18 protein-coding genes are annotated in these 15,496 nt (G+C 57.3%); 14 read left to right on the top strand and 4 right to left on the bottom strand.

Translation table 11 applies throughout. From position 1 onward, the window contains the following. Nucleotides 1–10: 10 nt before the first annotated feature. Nucleotides 11–634 (bottom strand): CDP-alcohol phosphatidyltransferase family protein, encoded by a 624-nt coding sequence (locus AACY07_RS00330; RefSeq protein ID WP_339473018.1) that lies wholly within the window; start codon nucleotides 632–634, stop codon nucleotides 11–13. A 415-nt stretch (nucleotides 635–1,049) separates the two neighbouring features. On the opposite strand from AACY07_RS00330, the gene AACY07_RS00325 reads away from it, so the two are divergent. After that, nucleotides 1,050–1,499, top strand: coding sequence for a hypothetical protein (locus AACY07_RS00325; protein WP_339473017.1), 450 nt, complete (start codon nucleotides 1,050–1,052; stop codon nucleotides 1,497–1,499). Nucleotides 1,500–1,572: 73 nt separating this feature from the next. Here the strand turns inward: AACY07_RS00325 and AACY07_RS00320 are convergent, their stop codons facing one another. Next, on the bottom strand, nucleotides 1,573–2,811 hold the full coding sequence (locus AACY07_RS00320; RefSeq protein ID WP_133077987.1) for an acyl-CoA dehydrogenase family protein: 1,239 nt from the start codon (nucleotides 2,809–2,811) through the stop codon (nucleotides 1,573–1,575). 313 nt (nucleotides 2,812–3,124) lie between these two features. On the opposite strand from AACY07_RS00320, the gene AACY07_RS00315 reads away from it, so the two are divergent. Both AACY07_RS00315 and AACY07_RS00310 read left to right on the top strand, forming a co-directional pair. Beyond that, complete coding sequence (locus tag AACY07_RS00315) at nucleotides 3,125–4,048, top strand: ABC transporter substrate-binding protein (protein WP_219262072.1); 924 nt, start codon at nucleotides 3,125–3,127, stop codon at nucleotides 4,046–4,048. A 17-nt stretch (nucleotides 4,049–4,065) separates the two neighbouring features. Then, on the top strand, nucleotides 4,066–5,385 hold the full coding sequence (locus AACY07_RS00310; protein WP_339473016.1) for an LLM class flavin-dependent oxidoreductase: 1,320 nt from the start codon (nucleotides 4,066–4,068) through the stop codon (nucleotides 5,383–5,385). A gap of 108 nt (nucleotides 5,386–5,493) precedes the next feature. On the opposite strand, the gene AACY07_RS00305 is transcribed toward AACY07_RS00310, so the two are convergent. Further along, nucleotides 5,494–6,000, bottom strand: coding sequence for a C40 family peptidase (locus AACY07_RS00305; protein ID WP_445261341.1), 507 nt, complete (start codon nucleotides 5,998–6,000; stop codon nucleotides 5,494–5,496). Between the two features lie 268 nt (nucleotides 6,001–6,268). Between AACY07_RS00305 and AACY07_RS00300 the strand changes: the two genes are divergently transcribed. Continuing rightward, entirely contained in the window at nucleotides 6,269–6,712 is a 444-nt protein-coding gene (locus AACY07_RS00300; RefSeq protein ID WP_339473015.1) for a GNAT family N-acetyltransferase, read from the top strand. Beyond that, complete coding sequence (locus AACY07_RS00295; protein ID WP_219262073.1) at nucleotides 6,709–7,311, top strand: FMN-dependent NADH-azoreductase; 603 nt, start codon at nucleotides 6,709–6,711, stop codon at nucleotides 7,309–7,311. The genes AACY07_RS00300 and AACY07_RS00295 overlap by 4 nt, the downstream gene beginning before the upstream one ends. An 8-nt stretch (nucleotides 7,312–7,319) precedes the next feature. Here the strand turns inward: AACY07_RS00295 and AACY07_RS00290 are convergent, their stop codons facing one another. Next, the gene (locus AACY07_RS00290; RefSeq protein WP_339473014.1) at nucleotides 7,320–8,183 is read right to left on the bottom strand and encodes a response regulator transcription factor; all 864 of its coding nucleotides are present in this window, start codon (nucleotides 8,181–8,183) and stop codon (nucleotides 7,320–7,322) included. Nucleotides 8,184–8,424: 241 nt separating this feature from the next. On the opposite strand from AACY07_RS00290, the gene AACY07_RS00285 reads away from it, so the two are divergent. The 9 genes from AACY07_RS00285 to AACY07_RS00245 all read left to right on the top strand — a co-directional run bounded on the left by AACY07_RS00285 (nucleotide 8,425) and on the right by AACY07_RS00245 (nucleotide 15,496). Further along, the gene (locus AACY07_RS00285) at nucleotides 8,425–8,616 is read left to right on the top strand and encodes a Flp family type IVb pilin (RefSeq protein ID WP_339473013.1); all 192 of its coding nucleotides are present in this window, start codon (nucleotides 8,425–8,427) and stop codon (nucleotides 8,614–8,616) included. A gap of 413 nt (nucleotides 8,617–9,029) precedes the next feature. Next, the gene (locus AACY07_RS00280) at nucleotides 9,030–9,221 is read left to right on the top strand and encodes a Flp family type IVb pilin (protein ID WP_133077979.1); all 192 of its coding nucleotides are present in this window, start codon (nucleotides 9,030–9,032) and stop codon (nucleotides 9,219–9,221) included. 27 nt (nucleotides 9,222–9,248) lie between these two features. Beyond that, nucleotides 9,249–9,767: an A24 family peptidase gene (locus AACY07_RS00275; protein WP_339473012.1), complete on the top strand. Its 519-nt coding sequence runs from the start codon at nucleotides 9,249–9,251 to the stop codon at nucleotides 9,765–9,767. 14 nt (nucleotides 9,768–9,781) lie between these two features. Next, nucleotides 9,782–11,104 carry an AAA family ATPase gene (locus AACY07_RS00270; protein ID WP_133077977.1) on the top strand — a complete coding sequence of 441 codons (1,323 nt, stop codon included), beginning with the start codon at nucleotides 9,782–9,784 and terminating at the stop codon, nucleotides 11,102–11,104. 12 nt (nucleotides 11,105–11,116) lie between these two features. Then, nucleotides 11,117–11,923: a Flp pilus assembly protein CpaB gene (cpaB, locus tag AACY07_RS00265; RefSeq protein ID WP_339473011.1), complete on the top strand. Its 807-nt coding sequence runs from the start codon at nucleotides 11,117–11,119 to the stop codon at nucleotides 11,921–11,923. 42 nt (nucleotides 11,924–11,965) lie between these two features. Continuing rightward, nucleotides 11,966–13,303: a TadE/TadG family type IV pilus assembly protein gene (locus AACY07_RS00260; RefSeq protein ID WP_339473010.1), complete on the top strand. Its 1,338-nt coding sequence runs from the start codon at nucleotides 11,966–11,968 to the stop codon at nucleotides 13,301–13,303. Nucleotides 13,304–13,311: 8 nt separating this feature from the next. Further along, nucleotides 13,312–13,782, top strand: a complete 471-nt coding sequence (locus AACY07_RS00255) for a TadE/TadG family type IV pilus assembly protein (protein WP_339473009.1) — start codon at nucleotides 13,312–13,314, stop codon at nucleotides 13,780–13,782. Further along, complete coding sequence (locus tag AACY07_RS00250; protein ID WP_339473008.1) at nucleotides 13,782–14,285, top strand: TadE/TadG family type IV pilus assembly protein; 504 nt, start codon at nucleotides 13,782–13,784, stop codon at nucleotides 14,283–14,285. Before AACY07_RS00255 ends, AACY07_RS00250 begins: the two co-directional genes overlap by 1 nt. After that, complete coding sequence (locus tag AACY07_RS00245) at nucleotides 14,279–15,496, top strand: AAA family ATPase (RefSeq protein ID WP_339473007.1); 1,218 nt, start codon at nucleotides 14,279–14,281, stop codon at nucleotides 15,494–15,496. The genes AACY07_RS00250 and AACY07_RS00245 overlap by 7 nt, the downstream gene beginning before the upstream one ends.

Below are 15,496 nucleotides of genomic sequence, written 5' to 3'. Positions count from 1 at the left end.
GGCCATATCCTTATGCAGAAGGTGAAATATTTTGTTGTTCTTTAAGGCCCTGACGCACCCGGTTGACCAAGGTGCAGGCCAACAATGCAACGAGCAGCCACATCACCCCATCGACCCACGCTGCACTGAGCCAGTCCAAGGCAACCCCGGTGGCCAGCACGCCCAGGGCGAAGGCTCGATCACTTTTGCCCATGGGGCCGTCGTAACGGCGTGAGGCCCCGACCATTGGCCCGAGCACGCCAGCATATTCGCTGAATACCGCCAATAGCGTCACCAGCAGCACCGGGACCAGGCTTGCGTCGGGGATGAGCGCGAAGGGCAGGATCAGGGCACTGTCAGCGATTACATCGCACAGTTCATTGAGATAGGCGCCGAGCCTGGATTGCTGACCGAATTCGCGGGCCAACATACCGTCGATAGCGTTGAGGGCCATGCGTACGATCATCCACAACGGGATCAGCGCAAACATCCACAGGTGGTGGGCAAAACCGGCAATCAACAGACCCACCAACAGGGAGATAACGCCGGCTAACACTGTGATCTGGTTAGCGGTGGTGCCGTTGTCATAAAGACGTTGGACCAAAGGCCGTAGCAGATCCTGGAAGCGCGGTTTGAGCTGGTAGATGGAGATCATAAGAAGTGACGTTTCCCTGTCGAAGATAGTGCGCCTGGGGCGTGGGGAGGGGAGTGTGACTCTTGTTTTTTACTGGCACCAGTAGGGGCCGTTTGCCACTAGTTACGCTGGTCGCTGTACTGGTCGCGAGCCAGCAGAATTGGAGAAAAGTCGTACGCTAAGAGTGCTCTAAACAACTTGCCACGCAGCTCCATCTTACCCGTCGGAACTCATCCTTCATCGCAGGGAAAATTCGATAGGGCAACGTCCTACGTTAATGTGGGAATTAACTGTCAATACAGCGCGCATTTATGGCTTGCACACTATGTTCCTTGAATTCACCGAGTTCGAAAGAGCTTCAGGTGTTGTTGCGATGTAACTAAAGGTGAAGGTCCGGCAACTTTGTCGCGGCCCAACCAGAAACCAGGGAGCACAGATGAGTACGATTACTTGCCCGGACTGCGGGAATGAGGCCAGTGCGTTCGGCACGGTTACGAATTGCTGGTGTGACAAAATGTATTGTGACCATACCAGCGGCATGTTTGCTTCTTACAGTTGTACCTGTGGTTCGAGGGGGGTAACCCCAGAGGCGAAACGACATCAGGAGCACCAGGAAGCCAAATTCCTGAACGAAATGGCCCGTGATGTTTCGTCCCTGCTCATGACGCTGCCGAGCATCATCACGGAGACATTTTCGGTTCAGAGTGCCATCGCCAACTACGAAGATGTGCAAGTGGTTTTCACCAATGGGCGTAGTGCAGCGATCACTGTGACCTGCGTGTACTCGACCCCCAAGGAGTTCCAGGTAGCCGGCAATGATCAGATCGTTGTGGCGAAAGGAGGAAGGGAGCTCAAGGCGGCGCTGGCAAGCATTGCCAATGCTTGATCTTTCCAGTTGAACCTTCACCGGCTACCCGCTCAGCCTGTCTGTAGGGCAGGCTGAGCGGGTAGCCGGGTAATCAGCCCTTGGCTACACCCACCCGCCACTGCGAGGGCGGCACCAGGCCGTTGACCAGATAGTTACCCACAATGCGCGACTTGTACACGCGGGGGTTGTGGTTGGCCAGGGTGCGTGCGTTGCGCCAGAGGCGATCCAGCGCCTTGTTGCTGGCGGTAGCGCTGGCACCCAGGGCATCGAACAGCGCTGTGGTGGCTGCGAGCGTGGCATCCACCACGGGATTGACTGCCAGGCACACTTCAAGCTCGGCCAGTGCGACCTGCGGGTCGTCGTGGGCCAGCGGCTGGTCACTGGCTATCGTGTACTGCGCGGTTTGTTCCAGACGCTGCGCAGCCTGCCGTGTAATGGCATGTGCCGCGTAGGCCTGGCTTGCCACTTCGCCGATCACTTGCAGCAGTTGCACATCTTGCGCGGCGACATCGGCATTGCCGGTGGAAAAGGTTCGGGATCGTTTGCTCAGCTCGTCGGCGCCACTCAAGGTTGCGCGGCGGGCGATGCCCGCGAGTGTGCTCAGGTGATAAATCTGAAAGAACGATTGCCCATAGGCAAAACGCTGGTCAGTGGGGCGCGGTTCATCATCCAGTCGCACGTTATCAAAGATGCAGGTGCCGCTGGCCGTCAGGCGTTGGCCAAAACCGTTCCAGTCGTCAATGACCTGTACTCCGGGCGCTTTAAGGTTGACCACTACGCTGTACAGCGTCCCGTCGTCTCCGGTGCCGATCGTGTTGATCAGGTCGCTGTAAAGCGCCCCGGTGGTGTAGAACTTTTTCCCGCTGATACGCAGCGAGCCGTCGTCAGAGCGATGGATGCGTGTTTCAAACTCGCCACGGGTCTGTGTGCCCACTTCGGTACTGCCTGGCGAGAGCAGCGCGCCTTGGCTGAGTGTGTCGAGCCACTTTGCCTGCCACTCGGGACTCTTTGAAACCAGCACTTCCTCGCAAAAACCAAAATGCCCGCGCAGGGCCTGGGTGATGTTCGAGTCTGCTGCAGACAGTTCGGTCAACAGGGTGAGCAGCTCAACCAGCGTGGCGTCCTGCCCGCCATAAGTGGCGGGCAAGCGCCAGCGCGGCAAGCCCAGTGCATTCAATTGCTGGATCACAGTGGCAAGGCTGCTGCGTGACCCGTCAGCCTCTGCGGCTTGCGCACTGATGTGTTCAAACAGCGGGCGAAAGGGGGCTGCCAATTGTTCGTAACGATCGGTCGGGGCGGTGCCCCATAGGTTCAATTCAGGATTAGGCATGCAATCTGACCTTGCCGGGCCTGCGCTCAAAGGCGCGCTGGCGCTGGAATGAGTGAAGTAAATGCGATTAGGCCCAGTGGTCTGGTGAGGTCACCTTAATCCTGGATGGGTTAAATGCTTAATACCAAAAACAGCTAACCAAATACCCGGACAGGGTTCTATGTATATGCCTTAAAAGTATTAGATGCTTATGTCTTTATTGCGCTAGCTTCTAAAAACGCCACGCTTGGCGATCCATAAAGCCTCTTTTCTCAATGCCAGACTGCATGCCTACAGATGGTTGAGTTATCCGTTAACTCTGTAGGAATCTTTAATGACAACACGTCGAAAACTGCTAACCCTGTTGGGTCTGGCCTCGCTGGCGCTGCAGGGCGCACCCACTTATGCCGCTGCACCGCAGACCCTGGTCGTGGGGGATCAGTTCTTCTCCAATCGCATTGTTCTGGAGCTCTCGGGTGAGCTCAAAGACTTGCCTTACACCATCGACTTCAAACGCTTCAATACCGGCTCTCCCGTGGCTTCGGCAGTCGCCAGCGGCGCGCTGGATATTGGCGTGGTGGGCGACACCCCGGTGATCAGCCTGGCGGCCAACGGAGCCCCGGTCAAAGTGGTGGCCAGTACCCAGACCAGCCTCAACGGCGTAGGCATCGTGGCCCGCCCGGGTATTAAGTCGGTGGCGGACCTCAAAGGCAAAACCGTCGCGATCTGGAACGGCTCGTGGAGCCAGCAGATGATGTTCAAGGCGCTGGATGAAGCCGGAGTCCCGCGTGACAGCGTGAATTACAAGTTCCTGTTGCCCGCTGAAGCGAGCATGGCCTTGAGCCAGGGTGACATTGACGCCTTTGGTACCTGGGAACCCTATGTTTCTTTGCAGGAGAAAGAGGGCAGCACACTGATCCGCAATGCCAAGGGGCTGATGAGCGCACCGACCTATGTAGTTGCGTATGAGCCGGTGCTGGCGCAAAAGGGCGAGATCATCAAGGATTTTGTTGAGCGTCTGACCCGAGCCCGGGTATGGAGCCAGAGCCATGTCGACGAATACGCGGCTGCCTGGTCCAAGGCCAACCAGTCTTCCCCGGAAATCGCCAAGGCCTGGTTCAAGCGTGATGCCATTACCGTATTGCCCATCTCGCCCACCATCGTCAGCGAAGCCCAGGCCACCTCTGATTTTCTCTACGACGCCAAGCTGCTGAAAAAGCCCTACGACGTCACTCCCATGTTTGACCGCGCACTCTGATCACCGAGGAAAACCTTATGGCCAAGCAAATGGCATTGGCGGGGTTCATGCTTTCGGGCCCCGTGGTACATAGTCACGCGGTGTGGCGTCACCCGCAGACCCATAGCCACTTTCTCGACCCCGACTACTACATCGAAATTGCCAAAACCCTCGAAGACGGCTGCTTTGACCTGTTGTTTTTTGCCGATCGCCTGGCGGTTGGCGACCAGGCCGGGCAATCACGTGCGCGCTCTTTTGAGCTGGGTGCCCAGGATGCTGCGCGGCTGGACCCGTTGCCGATTCTTAGCCTGCTGGCCGGTCACACCAGGCATATCGGCCTGGGGCTGACGCGTTCCACCACCTATTACCAACCACCCCATGTAGCGCGGGCGATTGCCTCCCTCGATCACATTTCCAAAGGGCGAAGTGCGTGGAACATCGTCACGTCCATGAACGACAGCGAAGCGCGTCTGTTTGGTCATGCGCAGCATCTGGCCCATGACCAGCGTTACGCCCGTGCCGATGAGTTTGTCGAAGTGGTGCTCAAGTTGTGGAACAGCTGGCAGCCTGATGCGCTGGTGCTGGACAAGGTTCGCGGCATTCTCGCGGACCCGGACAAAATCGATGCCTTCAAGCACCGCGGTACTTTCTTTGAGTGTGAGGGGCCGCTGAATATCCCGCGTGTACCCCAGGGCCAGCCCGTATTGATTCAGGCCGGGGCGTCGGGCCGTGGTCGGCAGTTTGGTTCGCGCTGGGCAGAGGTCATTTTCAGCATCAACAGCCGGGTAGAGCGCATGCTCGAATTCCGTCAGGACATCCACCAGCAAATGCGCGCCATTGGCCGCAACCCCGATGACTGCAAAATCCTCACGGCGGTCATGCCATTCATTGGCGGCACTGAAGCCGAAGCGATCAAAAAGCGCGATGAACACAATGCACTGGCCAACCCTGAACTGGGGGTGATCACCCTGTCGACCCAGTCCAATTTCGACTTCACCCGGTTCCCGCTGGACACCCGCCTGCTGGACATCGCCAGGCACTCGGCGACACCGGACGTGATTGCGCAAAAACTGCGTCTGGAGCGCGACATCACCCTTGGCGAGTACGGTGCCATCATGGCCGCCAGTATTCGCGTACCGCAATTGGCGGGCACCGCCGAAAGCGTGGCGCAGCAACTGATTGACTGGTTGGAGCAGGGTGCTTGCGACGGCTATGTGGTATCGCCTGCCTACCTGCCAGGCACCTTCACGGAATTCACCGAGTCGGTGGTGCCGATCCTGCAACGTCGCGGTTATCTGCGCACGGCGTATGAACACCCGACGTTGCGCGGTCATCTGGGCTTGAAGAATTTTGGCTGAGATCACAAAGCGAGGGGCTTACCCCTAAACCCCTCGCAGACAACTTACTACTCGGTAGAGCCATCAATACGTCCGCTTCTGTGAGCGGTTGAATCCTTGTGTGCGGCCTTAGAAGCGGCGAGCGGTGGTGTAGTTTTTCTTCCAGTACGAATTGTCCATCGAGTCGATACGAATCGTCTTGCCCGTGCGCGGTGCATGGATAAAACGGTTATCGCCGATGTACAGGCCGACGTGATTGCTTCGCGTCCCCCCTTGGGTACGGAAAAAAACGGCATCGCCAGGTTTGAGTTGATGTCGGGCGACCTTTTGCAAGTCAGCATTCAGCATGGCCGAAGTGGTTCTTGGTAGATGGATATTGGCTTCGTTTTTGAACAGGTAGACCAGCATGCCGCTGCAATCGAAGCCCTTTTCCCGCGACATGCCGCCCCACAGGTAGGGGATGCCCAGCAAGGAGTGGGCGCTGTCGATGACCTTTTTGACGTGCAGTGGTGAAGAAGTTTCTTTTTTAACCGATTGTTGAATGGCCCAGGAATACGTTTTGTAAAGATCGGTGGCGGACGCAATGCTGGAGCCGGCGAATGTAAAAAACAAGAACAAAGAGATGAATCTGGACACAAGTAACCTTCTGTTTGATGGGGGTACTTGAAGTCTAAATTCGTCAGTACTACGCAGAAACGGGAAAATTCCTACGCATATTGGCGGAAATTTCCGAGTCCGACGAACAGTACTAGTTGTATTGAGAAAAGCGTTTCAGGGGGGCATATCCGCGTTGGGGCAGGGCGCTCAGTGATAATCATGGCCTGGTCATTTAGTCATTTTGTGGCTCTAGGTGGTATGCCGTTGCCGCTCTAAAGTGGAGCCACTTTCCTAATGGCTGACCATCATGAATCTCACACTGCAACATCTTGAGGGCGAGCCGGCACTGCGTGTCAGTTTTGACCTGATGCGCGTCTTGCGCCCACATCTGCGAGATCCCGCAGCCTATTCAACGCAACTGCTGCGACAGGTGGCTCAGGGCTACCGTCTGCTCGCTGCCTGGCAGGGGCACACTCTGGTCGGGCTGGCGGGGTACCGCGAGATGGAAAACCTGATCTATTCGCGCTTTATTTATGTCGATGATCTGGTGGTGAGCCCCGATTTACAGCGTTCAGGTGTGGGGAGTCGCCTGTTGAGCCGCGTTCGCGAAGAAGCGGTGCGGCGCCAGTGCGATCATCTGGTGCTGGACACGGGGCTGCACATGGCGCTGGCTCAGCGTTTCTATTTCCGCCAGGGCCTGCTGGCGCATGGCATGCACTTCACCCAGACCCTCACCGGGGAGCAACCATGAACAATGCATTGCTGATCAACGCCAGCCCCCACGGGCACTTTTCCCATGCCAGTCGACTGGCTCGCGAATTTTTGGCATCCCTGCGCCAACGCTATCCTGATCTTGCATGGGTGGGGCGCGACTTCAGTGAGCAACCGTTGCCGCCGCTGGGCATCGATTACGGTGCCGCGCTGGCGACACCCACACCGTTCGAGGCCCCGGTGTTCGATGTGTCCGAGGCGCTGATTCGTGAGCTGGAAACCAGCGACATGCTGGTGATCGCCACGCCCATGCACAACTTCACCGTCCCGGCAGCTCTCAAGCTGTGGATCGATTACGTGTTGCGCATACATCGCACGTTCAGCGCAGGCCCCGAGGGCAAAACCGGGTTACTTGCCGATCGTCCGGTGTACGTGCTGGTGGGCTCGGGTGGTTTTCATCAGGGGGAAAGGGCGCGGCAACCGGATTTTCTGACGGACTACCTGCGTTATGCCCTGAACACGCTTGGGCTGTTTGACATTCACTTTGTCTATTTGCAGGGCCTTGTGTTTGGCGAGGCGGCAGTGGCAGCAGCACTCAAAGATGCCCGTGAGCAACTTGCACGCTTGGCCGACCAATAGTCCTTCCTTCAACCCTCGGCACTGTGGGCCAGGCTCTCGATTACTTGCGTGAGTACGTCATTGGGCACCGGCACTTTATTGCGTCGTGCCTGGCGATACTCGCTGGGTGTGCAGCCGGCGTAATGCTTGAATGCACGGGCGAAGTAGGAGGGGTCCTTGAATCCCACTTCATAGCCGATGCTGGTGATGGGCATCTGGCTGTTGTCGAGCAGGTCTTTGGCGTTGTCCATACGTTTGCCCAATACGTAGTCCATAAAACCCAGTCCGTAGACTTCCTTGAACAGGCGGCTGAAGCGAAAGGCGGTCATGCCGCAACGCTTGGCCAGGGCCTTTTGGTCGATGCTTTCGTGGTAATGCTGATCGATGTACTGCAACGCATTGTGCAGTGCCTTGTGCTTTTGATGGTCGGTCGTCAGCCGAATGCTGTCCGGCAGGGTGGGGCCATGTTCGATTGCCTGTGCCTTGCTGGCGCCGATTCTGTTGTGGCGCAGCTCACAGAGCTGTTCAAGGGCGTGCAGGTAGCGGCTGACCTCGCTGGCGCACAAGGGCAACACCACATATTCCCAGACCCGTGAGCGCATGGCCCAGACGGCCAGTTCTTCACTGTGCTGGACAGTAAACATGGTGACGGGCGTGGAGGGAGACTTGAGTTTGATCTCCTGCAACAAACTCAGCCCGGGCAGGTCGGGGCAGTCAAAGTGCATGCAAATCATGTCCGGCACCGGTTCGCAACGTCTTTGCAGCCATGCCCGGGGTTGTTCCAGCTGGCAGGTGCAGGCCGGGCGAAAGAGCAGGAGCAGTTCTTCAGTCGATTGATTGCACGTCAGATCGAACCATAAGAGATGAGGCTTTATGACAGCGTCGGATGTCATTTGATTAATCCTGTCTTGTGCCTTGTGCTGTCTGCTTTTTCGAGTCTTTATCAGTGCCTGCTGCGCTTCAGTGTTCTTTAGGGTGCGCCTGTAAGTGTGGTTGTTTTGTGAAAAAAAATGCAAAAAAATCCTGTCCTTCGACAATAAACTCCTAACGGCCCTGATGGCCACTGACTAGCCTTCAATCAGGCGGTTTATTAAGTAATCGCTTTGGGTAAACCACTCAAGTGAGGTGAATAAAATGAACGTGCAGTCAATCAGGATTTATATACATGCCTTTATCAAGGATGAAGACGGCCTGACGATTGTCGAGTATGCCGTGGCCGGTGGGTTGATTACCCTGGGGGCGGTTGCAGCTTTTATAACCTTGGGAGGTAACGTCAGCACGGCCATTACCAGTCTGGGGTGCGCGGTACAGGGTAAAACCTGTTGATTCAGCATTGTGCGGTGCCTGTCAGGGCGACCTGTATACCCGTGTTGTGGGTGGCTTGGCGGCGTGAAGATTAAATCCTGATATGAATCATCCGGCTTAGTCAGTTGCGCTATACGTCCCCTCTAGCCAACTGTTCTGAGCCGGTTTTTTTATTGTATTGAGTGCTGCCAGTGGCGGAACAATTCCGGTTGCAACTGGTGTGGTAGTAGTACGGTCAGCATATGAACTATTGCACGCGGTCGATTTGTTTTGGTCAGGGGCTTTGTAATTAATATGTTTGGCGTCTTGGCAATAAAGTCCTAGCAGTCAGCAAAAAACTCCTAACCCATCAGTATGTGCGCTGACTAAGGTTTTAATTAAGCAGTGCATATAGCCCTGCTGGTGAATATTAAACATTGAGTGAGGTGGGCAAAATGAAACTGCAATCAGTTAAGACTTCAGTGCTGAAGTTCATCAACGATGAAGATGGCCTGACCATTGTCGAATATGCAGTGGCCGGTGGTCTGATAACCCTGGGCGCTGTCGCGGCGTTTATCACCTTGGGCACCAATGTGAAAACCGCCATTACCAGCCTGGGATGCGCCGTACAGGGCAAAACCTGCTAGCACGATGATCCCTGTGAGGGTGCAGCCATGAGCGAGTTACAGAGTGTTGCTGTTGCGTTGCTGTCAGGGCTGCTGGGAATTGCGGTGGTTAGCGATCTGCGCAATCACCGCATTCCCAACCTTCTTGTTTTGCTGGGGTTGGTGCTGGGGGTTATCGGCCAGACCTATGCCTTTGGCTTGATCGGTCTGGGCCATGCACTGCTGGGGCTGCTGGTCGGTTTCGCAATTTTTTTGCCCATGTATATGGTCGGGGGGATGGCCGCCGGGGATGTAAAGCTGATGGCGATGGCCGGCGCCTTTCTCACCCCGCATGACGCCCTTTGGGCTGCTTTTTTCAGCCTGATTGCAGGGGGGGCATGCGGCCTGCTGCTGGTGCTTGTGCGTGGCCAGGCACTGCAAACCCTGGGTCGATATTGGCTGATGCTCAGGGCCAGAGCCTACTTTCCGCCAGCCGATGACGAAGTGGCTGGCAAGCCCTTCCCTTATTCGATCGCCGTTTTGCTGGGCACCTTGATCAGCGTCTTCTGGCTGCCTTTAAGCCATTAGTTCAGGAGAACACCATGTACGCCATCAGCAGCAACCGTGTTTCTCTCGCTGAGCGCGAGGCGGTACAGCAACTGGCGCCACAGCCACGCACGATCCTTGAGACCGGACTGGCGGACAACTTTCTCGGTGATCTGGTGTGCAAGCACTTGCACGATGCCGGGGTGCTGGACATGGTGCAACTGACGGTACGTCTGGCCCTGACCGGTGCAGTTCTGGAAGAAGTCCTGACATTCCTGCGCAAGGATCGCCGTGTCGAAGTGCTCGGCCAGGCAGGGGGCCAGACCCTGCGCTACGGCTTGACCGAACGCGGTCGCAACAGTGCCCGCGATGCCCTGGCCCGCAGTGGCTATATAGGTGCTGCGCCTTATCCGGTGAGCGCTTATCGAACACTGCTCAAGTTGCAGACCATTCATCATGGTCGTATCAGTGCCCATGACATGCATCACTGCTTCGGTTCGATGGTGCTCGCGCAAAGCATGCTCGATCAATTGGGCGTTGCCCTGAATTCCGGGCGCGCCATCATGATTTACGGACCTGCGGGCACCGGCAAGACCTATGTCAGCAGCCGTTTGATACGGCTGTTTGCCGAGGCGATATGGGTGCCCCATGCAATCGCTATCAACGAAGCGGTGATCGAGATTTTCGACCCCCAGGTGCACAAGCGCCTGGACGATGACGAACAACCCAACACCTTGATGCTCAGTGAAGGCATCGATCGTCGGCTGCTGCGTTGTGAACGGCCGATTGTCATCACCGGTGGCGAGCTGACGATGGAGCAACTGGACGTTCGCTACGACCCGTTTGCCCGCCAGTACCAGGCACCGTTGCAACTGAAGGCCAGCAACGGCTTGCTGATCATCGACGATCTTGGGCGCCAGCGCATGACGCCGGACGTGTTGTTGAATCGCTGGATTGTGCCGATGGAGGAGCGCCGCGATTTCCTCAACCTGGGGGGTGGGCGTCACTGCGAACTGCCGTTTGACCTGATCCTGGTGTTTTCCACCAACCTCAACCCGCTGGAGCTGGCCGATGAGGCGTTTTTGCGGCGCATTGGCTACAAGCTGCAATTTGGCTACCTCAAGCCTGGCGAATACGAACGTATCTGGGTTCAAGAAACGCAACGGCTGGGTATTGCTCATGACCCTGTGTTGCTCAGTTATGTGCTGCGCGAACTCTATGGCGCCGAAAACATGCCCCTGGTGCCTTGCCATCCACGGGATCTCTTGAATATGGCGTGTGATCGCCAGCGTTATCTGGAAGGGTCAGGACCACTGACTGCTCAGGAACTTGAGTGGGCGTGGCACAACTATTTCGTCCAACTCGATTTTCTTGGGTAAGGAGTCATTGTCATGAACTCGCGCACGCTTACTTTGATTGTCCTGTCCGTGATTCTGGGGCTGGGCGCGACATGGATGGCCAACAACTGGCTGACGGCAAGGCTCAATACCAGCCCCGACGATAACCAGCAAAACGTGGTGATCGCCACGGTAGAAATTGCTTTCGGGCAAATGATCGAGCCGCAGCAGGTGACAGTAGTGCGTATGCCCAAGGATGCCGCACCGGATGACGCATTCGATTCGACTGAAAAAGTAGTTGGCAAGATCGCCACTTTCTCCCTGCTGCGTGGCGACATCCTGCGTGGCGCACGTCTGGCCGAGCACATGGGCGGCAGCACCCTGGCGTCACTGATCGAACCCAGCAAGCGTGCCATATCGGTACGTGTCGATGATGTGGTTGGCGTCGGTGGGTTCCTGTTGCCGGGTAATCGGGTCGATGTGCTGGCCACCAGGCAGACAGGCAACGCGGGTGATGCCGAGTCCAAGACCATTCTGGAAGATCTGCGGGTTCTGGCGGTGGACCAGACAGCCAGTACCGACAAGACCCAACCGGTGGTGGTGCGTGCGGTCACCGTGGAAGTGACGCCTGACCAGGCGGAAGTGCTGGTCAAGGGGATGGCGGCAGGCAAGGTGCAATTGGCCTTGCGCAATCCGCTGGATAACCACAAGGAACCGGTCATGGCCGAGCCCGTTGCAGTGGCAGCACCCGCGTTGCCGAGCGTGATTGCCAAGCCGGTGGTACGTCGTCGTGTACCTGCCAACAACGCCAGCGTGATCGTGATTCGCGGCGTCACAGCAACAGTAGAAAAAGCGCTGTAGGGGTCGGCCTGCAGCCCGGTGAAAATGTGAAGGTGGAACATCATGAACGCGTGTATCCAACAGCCTCGCATCGCGTTTGCACAACAACAGCGTGGAGCCATGCTTGTTCTGGTCGTGATTGCCATGGCTTCGCTCTTGCTGATGGGGGCCCTGGCGCTGGACGGCAGCCATATGCTGCTGAACAAGACTCGCCTGCAAAATGCAGTGGATGCCGCAGCACTGAGCGGGGCCAAAACGCTGAGCATGGTGGTAGGTGCGACCGGGTCTGCGAGCCTGACTCAAACCGCTGCACTCAACACCCTGACCCTGAACGCCAATGCGGCGGGCAACCAGGAACTGGCCACGGCGATTGCTGCCAATGCAGCAGGCTTTGCCAAGGTGGAGCTGGCAACCACCGTTTATGGACCGTTTTCTTTTCCTGGCCCTGCCAATGCGACTTTTGTCCGGGTCACGGTGACCAATTACCCCCTGAGCAGTTTTTTCTGGGGTGTGTTTCAGGCCCTGGATAATGGCAACGCCACCAGCAAGTCAGTCGCGGCGGTTGCCACCGCCGGCCCCAGCCCGACCAGCGCTCCGTGTGATCTGACGCCGCTGCTGGTATGCGGCGATCCGGCGCAAAACAACCCGACTGCGGGAATGTTCTGGGGCTTCAGGTTCGGTGATTTGCAAGTGCTCAAAACCGCAGCCAATAACAGCTCTGCCATTGGCCCGGGCAACTTTCAACTGCTGGATTTTGGCTCGGGTGGCAAGACGGTCAGGGAGGGATTGGCGGGCGGAATCAATCAGTGCAATGTCGTCGGCTCGACAGTCCAGACCAAACCGGGCAACACCGTTGGGCCTTCGGCGCAGGGTCTCAATACGCGTTTTAACGAATACAAAGGGGGGCTGAGCGCTTCGGATTACCCGCCGGACCTGGTCACTACCGTCAATTCCAAGTCGTTTACCTACGCCGGCTCCCCCGCGCCGATTCAGTACAACGGTCAAACGGTCACTTCCAGCAACGGCAACCTGTCCACTTCCAGTGGTGCCTTGTACGACTACAACAATTGGGCACAGGACTCGGCTGCCTGTGTGGGCGGCGGGGGTAATTGTCAGAGCAATGGCGTATTTGAACGGCGCATCATCAAAATCGTGATCGGCGATTGCTCGGGCAAGAACGACGGCGTGTCATCGATACCGGTACTGGGCTTTGGTTGCTATTTCGTGCTGCAGCCCGAAGCCCAGCAAGGCAATTCGGCGCAGATTTTTGGCCAGTTCGTCAGTGTGTGCGAAGGCGACAACGTACCCGGGCCTAATCCGGCGGGTAGTGTCGGTCCACAGATCATTCAGTTGTACAAAACCTACATCGACAATAACCAGACGCCGAGCACCGACTCCTAGGAGGTCTTATGGGACGCTGTGGATTCAAGTCGGTACGTGCTCAACGTGGCCTGGCAATGGTCGAGTTGGCGCTGACGCTGCCGCTGCTGGTTTTACTGATGCTCACCTTCGCCGAGTTCGGTCGCATGCTGTTCCAGTACAACAGCTTGCAGCAGGCCAGTCGTGATGCCGGGCGGTATGTGGCCAGCCAGGCATGGAATTCAACCCTGGGTACGGTCCAGCTGAGTGCCGCGCTGATCACCCAGACCCAGAATGTTGCCGTCTATGGCATACCGGCCAACCCCAATGGCTACCCGGCGGCAGCACCGGGCCTCACCACGGGCAATGTCACGGTGAGTGCGGTGGGCACTGACCATGTCCGGGTCAGCATTGCCTACACCTTTGTCCCGGTGATCGGCAGCTCAATCCCGGCCCTGTATGGCAGCAGCGTGCCGCTGGGCCTGCTGCTGACTTCTACGGTTGTCATGAGGGCCTTGTGATGAACAGCAAACGCATGGGCGGCGTGTACATCGTCGAGTTCGCCATCACGGCTCTGGTGTTGTTCACCTTGCTGTTTGGTGCGCTGGAAATGGGCCGGTTGTATTTCACGGTCAACGTACTCAGTGAGTCGGTGCGTCGTGGTGCGCGTCTGGCGGCGGTGTGCAATATCCAGGACCCGGTCATCCTGCGTCGCGCGATGTTCAACACCGCCAGCAATGCCGGGCCGAGCAGCCTGATTGCCAGCCTGAGCACGGCCAACCTGAACTTGATCTATATGGATGCCAACGGTGCTGTGATCGCCAGCCCCAATGACCTGGTGAGTGCCACCGGTTTTGCGGCCATTCGTTATGTGCAGCTACAGGTCACCAATTTCAGTTTCAACCTGTTGATCCCCGGATTCAGAGGGGTGTTCATTCTGCCCACGTTCAGGTCGACGGCACCTCGCGAGAGTCTTGGTCGTCAACCTGATGCAACGGTTACACCGGGGATTACGCCATGTTGAGCGTGCGAGAAGTGACGGCGGCTGCGTCGACAGATCGCCAGGCAATGCGCTTGTTGATCAGTGGGCGAGACGGGGCGGCGTTGAACCATCTCAAAGCCTTGAGCCAGGGCATACCCAGCCTGCAGGTGAATATCCGGTTGGTGAGCAATGGCCATACCGATCCGTTGTACGGGCTGGAGCAGATGCCTGATTTCCTGCTGTTGCGCGTCAGCCATTTATGGCGTGAGGAGTTGGCGGCGCTGTTGCAGCACCCGCTCAAAGAGCGTCCGCCACTGCTGGTGTGCGGGCCTCTGGAAGAGCACGAAGGCATGCGTCTGGCCATGCAGGCCGGAGCCCGTGATTTTTTGCCTGAGCCTGTGTCAGCAGAGGATTTGCAGTCGGCACTCGATCGCATGCAAATGGAACTGCACTCCGATCGTGGGGCCAAGGGCAAACTGGTGGCGGTGATGAATGCCAAGGGCGGATCGGGGGCCTCGATGCTGGCCTGTAATCTGGCTCATCAACTGAGCGTTCACGGCGGCAGAACCCTGTTGCTGGACCTGGACCTGCAGTTCGGCAGCCTGGCCCATAGCCTCGATGTGCTGCCGACCCACAGTCATACCGATGTGCTGCAACAGATCGATTCCCTGGATAGCGTCGCATTGCGCGGTTTTTGCAGCCATTTCAGTCCTGCCTTGCATGTGCTGGGCGGGCGCGCCGATGAACTGTGCCTGTCTCAGGATATACACCTGGAGCAACTGGACAGTCTGTTGCGGCTGGCGCGCAACACCTACGACTGGGTGGTGGTGGATTTGCCGCGCCATATCGATCACCTCACCGGCATCACCCTGGAGCAGTCGGATCGGGTCTATATCGTGCTGCAACAGAGCCTGAGCCATCTGCAGGACGCCAATCGCCTTGTGCGCATCCTGCGCGACGATCTGGGCGTGCAGAGCAATCGCCTGCACGTGGTGATCAATCGCTTTGACAAGGCTTCGCCGTTCAAACCCAAGGACATCAGCGATGCGTTGCGTTGCGCTGACCTGCAAAAATTACCCAATGACTATGCGGTGGTCAGTGAAAGCCAGAACACCGGGGTGCCACTGGAACTGCATGCGCCGCGTGCCGGTATCACTTCGAGCCTGCGCGAGTTGAGCCACAACCTGATCGGGGTCGAGGCCAATGAAGCGGGCTTGCTAAAACGTACGTTCAACCGTCTGTTCGGAGGATAA

Source organism: Pseudomonas sp. RL_5y_Pfl2_69 (assembly GCF_963970465.1).
GTDB lineage: Bacteria > Pseudomonadota > Gammaproteobacteria > Pseudomonadales > Pseudomonadaceae > Aquipseudomonas.
Note: the sequence above shows the minus strand (reverse complement) of the source record. Positions and strands in the feature narration are given on the sequence as shown.